Source organism: Nitrosomonas sp. Nm58, from assembly GCF_900107335.1.
Taxonomy (GTDB): domain Bacteria; phylum Pseudomonadota; class Gammaproteobacteria; order Burkholderiales; family Nitrosomonadaceae; genus Nitrosomonas.
The window spans coordinates 1-11,126 of record NZ_FNPQ01000057.1 but is presented as its reverse complement, the minus strand read 5'-3'; the positions used below and the strand labels follow the sequence as shown (position 1 = coordinate 11,126).

Sequence of the window (11,126 nt, the reverse complement as noted above, 5' to 3'; positions counted from 1 at the left end):
GTTTTGCCGAAGCGGTGGGTGGTCGAACGCACGTTCTCCTGGCTAGGCAATTTTCGCCGTTTATCCAAGGACTTCGAGATCCTGCCCGGCACTGCGAAAATATGATTCGAATCGCCATGATGAAAATAACACTTGCAAAATGCGTCTAATGTTTTACCAGACAGCTTCTTAAACTGTTTCATGGGTAGGAAAAAATGTGAAACCAATTCCTTTCCTTTCCTACTATCTGACTGACTTATTCAGGGAACTCCTTAGATGGGCAATGATTGAGCAAAAAATGAGGCAGATCGATATTAACAAGCAGAAAGATCTCAAAGAACCATCTCTTTTTCAGACTATCATTTGTTTACTCGGTGTGTTCTTAATGATCTCATTAGGGCTATTCATCTTGGAGATCTATATTCATGCCATTATTTTTATTTGTTTGCTATGGGTGGGTGTGCATGCAGCTAGCCTTGGCTATACCTTCACAGATATTCACCGCATGATGAAGACAGGGATCAGCAGTGCGCTCCCTGCAATCTACATTTTTGTTTTGATAGGGATGGTGATCGCGAGTTTTATGCAAAGTGGCACAATTGCCAGCCTCCTGTATTATGGGTTGGATTTGCTCAGCCCTGTAGTATTTCTTGCGTCTGGATTAATCTTATGTAGTCTCATGTCGATTGCGACGGGTACTTCCTGGGGTACAGTAGGAACAATAGGAGTAGTACTCATTAGTATTGCCGAGGTCATCGGAATTCCGTTAGCAATCGTAGCCGGTATGATTGTGTCAGGCGCAACCTTTGGTGACAAGTTATCACCCATGTCAGATACGACGAATCTCGCGGCTATGAGCGCTGGCACAAATCTTTACCGCCACATTCATGCCATGCTATATACCACCTTCCCAGCCTATGCGCTAACACTTATCATTTATATTTTGGTGGGGTTGCAATATTCGGATTATGCATTACCTGCAGGGGAAATAACGGCTATTCAGACTGTACTGAAAAGTACATTTCAGTTAAATCTGTGGATCACATTATTACCGTTGTTATGCCTGTTTGGTATGAGCATCAAAAAATATTCCCCGGTAATTAGCATGTCATGCAGTATCGTACTCGCCATGATGATTGCTATTTTTTATCAAGAAAGAGACACCATCGATGTCTTCAATGCGCTTTGGCTCAATAATCCTGGTACCACTGGCATAGAAAATATCGACGCATTGCTTGGTCAGGGTGGTATTTATAGTATGGCCTGGACGCTGCTGTTATCAGTGATGGCGTTAGCGTTGGGAGGTATTTTGCATCAGGCAAAATTTCTTTCCGTTGCTCTTGAACGCATAATCGCGCGTATTAAGCGTACCCGCACCCTCATGACAACTACGATACTATCCGGGCTAATCAGCAATATGGGAATGGGAGAGGCATATCTTTCGATCATTCTGAATTGTCAATTATTTAAGGATGCTTATCATAAAGCGCAACTTGATAGTGCAATGCTATCTCGGTCTGTGGAAGAAGGCGCTACCATGACAACAGCGTTGATTCCATGGACAACCGCAGGGGCTTTTTATGCAGCAACACTGGGGATTCCGGTATTAGATTATGCTCCGTATGCTTTCTTGAATGTAATTAATCCTCTAGTTTCTATTGTAATGGCTGGTCTGGGTATAGGGTTACTGCAGCGTAATCGCGTTGACGCTTGAGTGGGTGAATGCTATATTTTCCGCGCAGCCGGGAAAGAGGCTGGAAGGGATGTAGATTCGTATCTCTTAACGATTACAAGTGAGGGAGGAATAAAATGGAGTCAACTAATCAGGTTTTCATCAGTTTCGCGCTTAAGGATGCCGATCTTAGGGATAAGCTTATAGAGCAGATAAACAAAGAGAGCCCGGAGCTCACAAGCGTTTTCATGCCAGAAAAAAAATCTTGGGAGAGTGCATGGAAAGAGGAATGCCGGGAAAAAGTCAGAGGATGTAATGGGGCGATTGGCATCATTACAGCAAATACCGTTCGGGCTGATGGGCAATTATGGGAACTCCGCTGCGCTTTTGAAGCCAAGATGAAAATTTTGCTGATTGGTGATGATGAAGCTTGTGAAATGTCAGCCAAGAAATTCCCTGATCTTTTGAGAGACGAGGATATCCTGCCATGGAACAGTTCTAATATCGCAATGTTTCTTGGTAAATTACAAAGATAGTCGTTTTATAATATTTTTCCTGATCTTATCTTTATCCGGTTGTAAGCTTTTCTGATATTTTCAAGTGCTGCCATAATATTGTGGCGGGGAGTGCCAATATTCATGCGCATGAAACCGCTACCTTTCTTCCCAAATAAAACGCCAGGGCTCAACCCAATTTCAGCTTCGTGAACAAAAAAATGCTTGAGCTGATTATCGTTCATGTTAAGTGCGCGGCAATCCAGCCAAAGGAGATACGTCCCTTCTGGCTTGATCAATTGAATGCATGGCAAGTGTTCGGATAAATACGCGCTGACATGGTCACGTGTATTTTTTAGATAAACCATCAATTCATCCAACCATTTCGCGCCTTCTCGATAGGCGGTTTCAAATGCAACAATACTGAAGGGATTGGCAGCGCTGACATGAATCATGTCAAAGAAATGGGTGATTGCAGCACGATGGATTTTATTCGGTACGATGAGAGCAGACAGATGAAGTCCGGGAATGTTAAAGGTTTTGCTTGGAGCAATAGTCGTAATGATATTTTCGGGATTCTCGGCCAGGCTTGCCAGGGGATGATGCTGGTTTTCTGGATATACCAGATCAGCATGAATTTCATCGGAAATGATCACCCAATTATTCTTGCTAGCCATTTCAGTAAGTTGCTCAAGCTCAGACTTGCTCCATACTCTGCCCACGGGATTGTGGGGAGAACAGAATAGTAGCATGCGCGCATTCTCGCCAACTTGTTCCAATTGATCGAAATCGATGGTGTATCGTTCATTTACAAGGCGCAATGGATTGAGCATCAATTGCCTGTCAGTTTTGGTTACTGCGGAAAAGAAAGGGAAATACACCGGCGGCTGGACAATAATCTGTTCACCGGGTTGAGTGAGCGCCATGATCGTTGCTGTTAGCGAAGGGACAACCCCAGGACTTAAAATGATCCACTCGCGCTCCACTTGCCAATGATGGCGCAGCTTTAACCAATCGATGAGTGATTCGTAGAGACTATCAGGAAAAAGCGTATAACCGTATATAGGATGTGTGGCACGTTCGATCAATGCATGCGTAACTTCGGCGGGAGCGGCGAAATCCATGTCGGCAACCCATAATGGCATTACATTCGCATTGCCGAATATCCCCAGACGCTCATCAAACTTTGTGCTGCTCGTTCCAGCCCGCTGGATGTCGCGATCGAATTGAATACTCACGCGACTTTCTCCCAAATGGTCACCTCCGACAAGGTATGCTGGAATTTGCGCTTGGTCTCACGAATGACAAAAGGCACTTCCTGCGGCCCCTGAATCAGTCTGAAATGGCTACTCAGTATTTCTTTCAAGCCATCCAGCGTCGTAAAGCTTTCGCCAGCTCGCTTGACGCCACCGATCCAAGCCTCGCGTTTAGTGTGCTCTTCCAGCCAGGTATAGGGGGAGGCAATCAATAGCAGCCCACCCGGATTGATACGACTGTGTACGTTCGCTAGGAATTTGGTCGGATCATATAAACGATCGATCAAATTGGCGGCCAGGATGAGATCATAGCCAGTGAGAATAGACTTGAGATTGCAGGCATCTCCTTGGAAAAACTCGACCTTGTGCTTGACATCGTCAAGACCCAGGCTTGCGAGCGTACGCTCTTTATAAAAAACTAGATCGCCTTCATCCGTCAATGTATAACGCAACACACCCTGCTGAACGAGTTGCACACCTTGGTTAATGAAGCGGGCTGAAAAATCAACACCTGTCACATGATCAAAATGCTTTGCCAACTCAAACGTGGAGCGCCCTGATGCACATCCCAGATCGAGCGCCTTCCGTACTGGTTTGCTGCCCATAGCAGCAATAGCCAATTTGGCCAGGGTAGCCGGGAAATTAGGTACATCGAAATAACTATCGCCATAATGAAATTCAGCATATTCGGACAGTAATTTGTCTGTTTCATAATGGGAGCTGGGTTGGAAGGCAGGGGTGTCGGTGACAACATAGCGAAACCCGGCATGCTGGAAGAAATGACGACGGAATGCATAACGCGAGGATTTTAATGATTCGTTGCCACACGCAATCCAGGAACCGCCTTTGATCAGATTGTGTCTATCATCAAAAGTAGGCGTGGTGAAATCATCATAGTATGGATGAACGTCGAATCCTTCGAATGGATAGGTCGGCGTTTCCGTCCATTGCCAAACGTTGCCAACAATATCGAAAAACTCACCTTGAGGAAACTCAGTCACTGGGCAACTGGAAGCATAATAATCGAGATGAATATTGCCGACAGCTGGACTGGCATGAGGCACTTCAGATAAATTTGCCACATCGTACAGTCGGTACCACTCGTCTTCGGTGGGCAAACGTACCGGCAAGCCGGTGGTTTTGGTTTTCCAGTTACAAAAAGCTTTGGCTTCATGGTAGTTGACTTCCACCGGCCAATCCCAGGGCATCGGCACTTCCTCGGTCATGAGGCGGAAACGCCACTGATTGTCCTGTTTGAGCCAGAAAGTCGGGTATTGGGCGTGAGTATGCTGCAACCAACTGCGACCTTCTTCTTCCCAATAATCCTCTATACCATAACCATTGGTTTCAACAAAAGCGAGAAATTCCTGGTTGCTGACCAGATAACGGCTCGCCTGGAAAGCAGGTATTTTTGCTGAGTGATGTCCATATTCATTGTCCCATCCGTATGTTGGGTCAGCTTTATTTTTGCCTATCTGTACATTGCCAGCTGGAACAGTGACGAGCTGATTATCCGGCGCGACTTCGGTTTTACGGCAGGGCTGCCAGTCCGGATGGGGTTGAACATATTGGAGCGCATGCTGGCGAATCAGCACTGAAGAAGTTTCCAGGTGGATAAGCTCATGTTCCACTCCCATCACAATCGTCCACCAAGGGCTATCCCAACCAATCGGCAGGGTTAACGGAGTATCGCTGATTAACTTGTCAACGATGCTACGCATCTTGCGTCGATAAGCCCGTACTTCTTCCACGGCAGGCCAATCGTAATGCGTCGTATCTAGATCATCCCAGCTCATTTCATCCACCCCAACTGCAAACATCGATTCCATCTTGGGGTTAATTCGCTCGGTAATCAAACCAGCCAGAATCAATTTGTTAATGAAGAAAGTGGCAGTATGTCCCAAATAAAAAATCAGAGGATGCCGTAGCGTGATCGGCTTAATGTAATAAGCTTCATCATTGCGTAACGTTTCGAAAAGCTGTTCATAACAATCCAGTGTGGTATGAAAATAGGATCGTATTTCCTCACGCTTGGCATTAACGTCATTACCATCGAGTATCGGTGTTCTCTGAAAAAGTTTTTTGGACATAAAATATTAACAACCTGCTTATTCGGAACTTTCGGAGCAAATATTATACTCTCTCAGACTTTAGAGATCATATATGAACAGGGGAAAAGTCTTTTTTATATCACAATGCTGCTTTATAGCCGCAGGATTTCTTATAATAATGACATGTAGATGCTTATAAAGTAAGTAGCCGGAGAAAGTGTACTGAGATAATTGACAAAATTAGAAGCCAATTGGCATGAGCGATACTTTTATCTATTATTCAAGAAAGGATTTTCCCATTGCTGCTCGACTGATACAACGACTACAGGCAGAGGAATAGTCGGTGTTTGTAGATAAGCGAATCCTCACCGGTCGTCGTTGGTATCGGGGAAATTGAGAAGAAGCTTCACGTCGCTAAAGCAGTGGTAGCGCTTTTATTAGCCTAATCACGCGATAGCGATTTCGTGCTGAAGAAAACTGGCGCAGCTTTGCGCCCTGAGAGCAAGACGCCGGTAACGCTGGCCATGGGTAGCTCACATCAGCAGTTGTCCATTATTGACTGATGTCACCAAGCAGGGCTAAAGTGCTCTCCGCCAGCAATGTTTAAGTTGCCCTATTATAGGGTGATCATGCGTTCACTTTTCTTCTATAAATCTTCAAATTGTGGGGATAATTCGCCCATTATTTTTACTCTATGCAGCAAATCTATGTGATACTAATTTACTATCTTTATTTGTTGTAAGGAGGTTTGTTGCAATGGACAAAGAACTTTCTTTTGATGATATTGATGTTGATGATATGACCGATGACATGATTCCGGTTAGCAGAGTCGTGAAGATAGTCGATGAAATTGAATTCCTCAAAGAGGATTATGAAGAGACTGAAATTACGCTCAGTTCTTTGGGGCTGGATTAATTTTATTTGAAGTAGCTGGGGCGGATAAGCGAACTGTTATTCGCCCATCTTTAATGTTTTTTACTACGTCGTAGAGCGATTGTATCGTTTATTCAGGGTGTGGTGAGATGAGTATTGACGGATAGCGTAAGCTTATCCGCCTCCAAAGCCAATGTAATCCCTCATAAAATGCAATCGTCAAATTGTGATTGATTCTTTCGGGTAGTATCCTGATGCGTATATCCAGAGCAACTAAACGCAGAGTAAAAAAGATTGGCTTACCCGCCGAGACCTTGCTGTACACAGGGGAGAAGGTGAAAAATGGTATTAATATCACGCTCATAGACTACGATGCGCAGAGCTTTGAGGAGCGCACACTAAAGCAAGTGGATGAATGCTTGCTCTACAAACTAAAACCTACTATTACATGGATCAATGTGGATGGCGTACATGATCCGATTTTGCTTGAAAAATTAGGTGAAAGTTTTGGCATTCATCGCCTCGTTACCGAAGATTTGATGAGCATCGTACAGCGGCCTAAATGTGAAGATTTTGGCGATTATCTATTTGTCGTTCTCAAGATGCTTTCTTATGACGAGATGGAAAACAGAATCGTTCCAGAGCAGATCAGTCTTATTCTTGGTGATAAATTTCTGCTTTCATTTCAAGAAGATATCAAAAAAGATGTTTTCCATTTAACCCGCGATCACCTACGCACTGGCAAAGGGAAAATAAGGAAGATGGATGCTGACTATCTTGCTTACTCGCTGTTGGATGCTTTGGTCGATAACTATTTCATTATTCTCGAAAAGTTGGGTGACAGGATTGATTTTCTGGAAGAGGAATTGATGACTCGACCTGGCAGGATTGTTATTGAACAACTTTATCAGTTGAAGCGGGAACTCCTGTTTCTACATAAGGCAGTGTGGCCGTTGCGCGAAGCTATCTCGTCCCTGGCGCGGCGGGAGTCACCATTGATTCATGAGGCGACTACTCCCTATTTGCGCGATGTATACGATCATGTCGTGCAAGCCATTGACAGTGTCGAGATTTACCGGGATATGCTTACGACCATGCTTGATCTGTATATCTCGAATGTCAGTTACCGGACGAACGAAATCATGAAGGTATTGACGATTATCGCGACCATCTTCATGCCATTGACCTTTCTAGCCGGCGTTTATGGCATGAACTTTAAACATATGCCTGAGCTTGAATGGGAATATGGCTATTTGCTGGTGTGGGTAATCATGATCGGGCTGAGTGTGATCATGATTGTCTACTTTAGGAAAAAGAAGTGGATATAGTCTTGCGAGAGTTACCCACGAGACTGCAAAGTTGAAGGTGTTTGCCAAGATGGCATCCCTTAACAAAAGGGAATTTGCCAAATATTCCAAAGTGACAGAACCGTTAGAATAATGCCCCCCACATGGGGAGGCAGGCATGACTGAATTTGCAATTACCACTCAGCAAGTTAAAAATGCTGATTACAGCTGCCGGGCTGTTCCCATCACCAGAAAGATTATTTCCAAACACATACGGGCCACTGAAAAGGGTTTGTTGGGGATTCGATGTGTGATAAGGATAACTATCTCAGTAGTGCGAGTTTCTTCACAAAATCTAACGTTTGTTGGTGTTATTCTATGGGTATTCAGGTGGTCACTGAGAAAGAAAGGAGTGCCCATGACTATGATAGAGAGATCACCGGTATTTCTTGAAATGCTTCGGCATATTGAGAAAATGACACGTTGTGATATACCAGTCTTAATCGAAGGTGAAACAGGCGCAGGAAAGGAATTGGTGGCACGCGCCAATTTATGAAATATTCGGGTTAAATAAAGATATTTGAATCGTCCCGAGTTTTCCGGAGATAAAATGATTTGAGAGGAGGAGGAGATGAAGAATCAAATCAGTTATTCACTGGAAGTACGGGAACGAGCAGTAAAACTGGTATTTGAGCAGCAAAAAGAGCATCGATCGCAATGGTCTGCGATTAAATCGATTGCAGCGAAGATTGGCCGCACATCGGAAACACTGCGGACGTGAGTAAGGCGGATGGAGATCGATCAGGGTATTCGTGTGGGCCTCTATCGACATCGGATCGTGAAAGGCTCAAGGAGCTAGGAACGCGAAAATCAGGAATTAAAGCGTGCCAATGAGATATTGCGTAAGGCATCGGCTTATTTTGCGAAAGGACGCTCGACCGCCGACCGAAGTAATGGTGATATTTGTCGATCAACATAAAGAACAGTACGGTGTCAAACCGATCTGTAAGCAAATTCAGATTGCCCCAGCGAGTTACTATGAACACAAAGCGCGCGAACGAGATCCTGATCGATTGCCTGATCGCATCAAGCGGGATAAGGAGCTTGAAAGCGACATACAGCGTGTATGGAAGAATAATTAAAAAGTTTATGGGGCCAACACAGTCTGGCGGCAGTTGCTACGAGAAGGCATTGGCGTTGCACGCTGCACCGTTGAACGGCTGATGAAGAAACTTGGATTGCAAGGTATCAGGCGTGGTAGACGATGTTGGACAACGATTGCAGATGACTTACTTGCCCGGCCAATAGATAAAGTTAACCGGCAATTCGCGGCAACCCGGCCACATCAGCTGTGGGTGGCGGATATCAGTGTGCCGCAGCAAGCGGCGTAAGAGGTGAGGGTATGGCCCCTCGCAATCGGCTTGCAGGAGCAGGTTGCAAACCACCATGAGCGGCTCTGGTCAAAAGCCTGGGTCGTGAGCGTTATGGAAAAGGTGCTTTGATGCATCAGGTATGGATCAATGAAGAAGAACAACCGTGAACTGCTGTTCAAGTGTCGAAGCCACTCAAATGACATCAAAACTGGAGGGTGATGTTACTCCGGGAGCAGTCTGGCCGTTACCTGCTTACGGGACAGGCGGTGTCCGGCATAGAGGCAGCGTCAGCATGATCCGGGCTCTTACGTTGAACTGCAGGAACCTTCGGTGGCGATGGCAAGCGAAAGGCACAAGCCAAACTGGCGAGGCCGGCAGTAGCCATGCGCCACCAAGGGACGGAGCAACTTGTAGTGTGCGCTGGGCAGCGCATTGATCGTGATGATTGAATAGAAGCGTATTGGTAATGTTGCATTAAAAACGAGTTATAAGGTGCTACTCAGCAAATTCCATCAGGGACAAAGGTGATTTACCTTACTTAAAGTCCGGATGTATGGCTGCAATCTTTACTTTCTTGAAATCATAGATTGAAGGCCCTGCAAAAATTTGGGCGTCCATGTATGGGGCAAGGTCGAACCTGCATTATGGAGGCGAAGGTGTTCTCATTCACCCATCAAACCAAGGTGTGTGCGGATGGCACGGTATGGAAGATCAATGCGTGACCCCAGGAGGGCTCATGGGATTTGCAGGTGGCACTGTGATAAGCGATCCTATAAACGAAAGTGAAATGGAAAGCGAAGCTCCATGAGTCGTCGGACGGCTGAAGAGTACCTAAAGCACTACGAAAGTGGGGTAACCGGAATAAACGGCAGCGGAGTGAGCTGGGGAAGGCAGCCGGCAAGGTGGTTGGATAAGGAAGAAAGTTAACGAGTAAGGTCTATGGCAAGGACAAGTTCCATTAGTGACAAACCCCTAGTATCACAACATATTAATTACGAAACATAATGCTGCTGCATTTTTCGATCCGCATCCTGTCGAGTGAACGTCCACTCGATCGATCGGCGCTCGGCATTACGCCGCTGTTGCCAGGCATCCACCTCAGCAGTGAGCGCGTCGCGGTCGTGCCAGCGTCGATCCAGACACTGCCTATCAAGGATGTCGATCTCGATCTCCGCCATGTTGAGCCAGCTGGCGTGTTTCGGAGTGTAGTGGAATACGACGCGGCGCAGCAGCACCTCTGCCTCCTCAATACCAAGCACTTCCTCGAAACAACGACGAAAGTGGGTGTTGAGGTTATCCATGACCAAGTGAACGCAGTGCGCCTTGGCGTGCACCTGCTCAAGCAAGTGCCGGACAAAGGAGACGAAATCGGTCTTGGCGCGCTGCGCTGTGACGATGACCGTGCGCGTACCCCTTTTGGGTTCGACTGCCACGAACAAGTTACATGTTCCAGCGCGAACATACTCGTAATCGTGCTTCGCAGGCACACCCGGCTTGAGCGCCAGCGGAGTTCGCGTGTCGCGCAGCAGTTGTTTGCTTTTCTCGTCCAGGCAGACGACAGGTTCTTCCGCCTGGAACGGACGGGCATAGAGATCCAGCAGATTGCACATCCGCTGCCGGTATTCCTCAGTCAGAGTGCCAATGCACCACATCAGTTTGCGCCACAGCTTGATGCAGTTTTTTTAGCAGCCGACGGATAGTCTCACGACTGATCGGCCCAATTCCCTCATGCGCTCGTGCGGCCTGCTCCAGCAATTCGAGCGTCCAACGTTTAGCTCCTGCCGGCGGCGTGGAACATGCTAGAGCAGAAACCTGCGCTTCGACGTCCGCGCCGTACCGAGGCGGCTTGCCTGGCCTCGCCACGTCGTGCAGAGCATATCCCGGCCCACCCTCCAGATATGCGCTACGCGTGCGCCAGATGGCTGTTCGCCCGATGCCGAGAACCGCCATGATCTGGGATTCGGGAATGCCACGATCCAGCGCAGCAAGAATATGGGCATACATGGACGCCCACTTTTTGCCAAGCTTTCAGTTAATGATTTTGAGAAAGTAAAGATTGCTGCCATACATCCGGACTTTTTATAAAGGCATATTGCCTTTGTCCCTGATGGAATTCGCTGAGTGGCACCTAATCACAATAAC

At 46.5% G+C, this 11,126-nt stretch carries 14 protein-coding genes, 1 pseudogene and 1 other annotated feature; of the genes and pseudogenes, 11 read left to right on the top strand and 4 right to left on the bottom strand.

Features of this window, described 5'->3' with window-relative positions:
- The 3 genes from BLW34_RS13630 to BLW34_RS13620 all read left to right on the top strand — a co-directional run.
- On the top strand, positions 1-105 hold a 105-nt coding region (locus BLW34_RS13630; RefSeq protein ID WP_143037941.1), incomplete at its 5' end, for a transposase.
- Between the two features lie 91 nt (positions 106-196).
- Positions 197-1,693, top strand: coding sequence for a Na+/H+ antiporter NhaC (nhaC, locus tag BLW34_RS13625; RefSeq protein WP_256203806.1), 1,497 nt, complete (start codon positions 197-199; stop codon positions 1,691-1,693).
- A 206-nt stretch (positions 1,694-1,899) separates the two neighbouring features.
- On the top strand, positions 1,900-2,187 hold the full coding sequence (locus tag BLW34_RS13620) for a hypothetical protein (protein ID WP_177166051.1): 288 nt from the start codon (positions 1,900-1,902) through the stop codon (positions 2,185-2,187).
- Between the two features lie 5 nt (positions 2,188-2,192).
- On the opposite strand, the gene BLW34_RS13615 is transcribed toward BLW34_RS13620, so the two are convergent.
- A complete protein-coding gene (locus BLW34_RS13615) occupies positions 2,193-3,383 on the bottom strand; it encodes a MalY/PatB family protein (protein ID WP_090541955.1) in 1,191 nt (396 codons plus the stop codon).
- Complete coding sequence (gene ovoA, locus BLW34_RS13610) at positions 3,380-5,491, bottom strand: 5-histidylcysteine sulfoxide synthase (RefSeq protein ID WP_090580685.1); 2,112 nt, start codon at positions 5,489-5,491, stop codon at positions 3,380-3,382. Before ovoA ends, BLW34_RS13615 begins: the two co-directional genes overlap by 4 nt.
- A 717-nt stretch (positions 5,492-6,208) precedes the next feature.
- Between ovoA and BLW34_RS16230 the strand changes: the two genes are divergently transcribed.
- From BLW34_RS16230 to BLW34_RS17115, 8 genes and pseudogenes are all read left to right on the top strand, one after another.
- The gene (locus BLW34_RS16230; protein ID WP_177166050.1) at positions 6,209-6,367 is read left to right on the top strand and encodes a hypothetical protein; all 159 of its coding nucleotides are present in this window, start codon (positions 6,209-6,211) and stop codon (positions 6,365-6,367) included.
- A gap of 212 nt (positions 6,368-6,579) precedes the next feature.
- Positions 6,580-7,653 carry a magnesium/cobalt transporter CorA gene (gene corA, locus BLW34_RS13605; protein ID WP_090580682.1) on the top strand — a complete coding sequence of 358 codons (1,074 nt, stop codon included), beginning with the start codon at positions 6,580-6,582 and terminating at the stop codon, positions 7,651-7,653.
- Between the two features lie 136 nt (positions 7,654-7,789).
- Positions 7,790-8,167 carry a sigma 54-interacting transcriptional regulator gene (locus BLW34_RS16575; protein WP_218138864.1) on the top strand — a complete coding sequence of 126 codons (378 nt, stop codon included), beginning with the start codon at positions 7,790-7,792 and terminating at the stop codon, positions 8,165-8,167.
- A 75-nt stretch (positions 8,168-8,242) separates the two neighbouring features.
- Positions 8,243-8,392, top strand: a complete 150-nt coding sequence (locus tag BLW34_RS17510; protein ID WP_177166049.1) for a hypothetical protein — start codon at positions 8,243-8,245, stop codon at positions 8,390-8,392.
- A gap of 109 nt (positions 8,393-8,501) precedes the next feature.
- Positions 8,502-8,753 carry a hypothetical protein gene (locus BLW34_RS13595; protein ID WP_143037940.1) on the top strand — a complete coding sequence of 84 codons (252 nt, stop codon included), beginning with the start codon at positions 8,502-8,504 and terminating at the stop codon, positions 8,751-8,753.
- Positions 8,524-8,639 (top strand) — a sequence feature (AL1L pseudoknot). It overlaps the preceding gene by 116 nt.
- Positions 8,754-8,768: 15 nt before the next feature.
- Positions 8,769-9,002, top strand: a pseudogene (locus BLW34_RS13590) (IS3 family transposase); the annotation flags it as partial.
- A 145-nt stretch (positions 9,003-9,147) separates the two neighbouring features.
- Entirely contained in the window at positions 9,148-9,420 is a 273-nt protein-coding gene (locus BLW34_RS15805) for a hypothetical protein (RefSeq protein ID WP_177166048.1), read from the top strand.
- Positions 9,421-9,788: 368 nt separating this feature from the next.
- Positions 9,789-9,911 carry a hypothetical protein gene (locus BLW34_RS17115; RefSeq protein WP_256203805.1) on the top strand — a complete coding sequence of 41 codons (123 nt, stop codon included), beginning with the start codon at positions 9,789-9,791 and terminating at the stop codon, positions 9,909-9,911.
- 65 nt (positions 9,912-9,976) lie between these two features.
- On the opposite strand, the gene BLW34_RS13580 is transcribed toward BLW34_RS17115, so the two are convergent.
- Together BLW34_RS13580 and BLW34_RS13575 are read right to left on the bottom strand one after the other, a co-directional pair.
- On the bottom strand, positions 9,977-10,636 hold the full coding sequence (locus BLW34_RS13580; protein ID WP_090580669.1) for an IS630 family transposase: 660 nt from the start codon (positions 10,634-10,636) through the stop codon (positions 9,977-9,979).
- A complete protein-coding gene (locus BLW34_RS13575; RefSeq protein ID WP_090580666.1) occupies positions 10,611-10,988 on the bottom strand; it encodes a helix-turn-helix domain-containing protein in 378 nt (125 codons plus the stop codon). Before BLW34_RS13575 ends, BLW34_RS13580 begins: the two co-directional genes overlap by 26 nt.
- Positions 10,989-11,126: the final 138 nt, after the last annotated feature.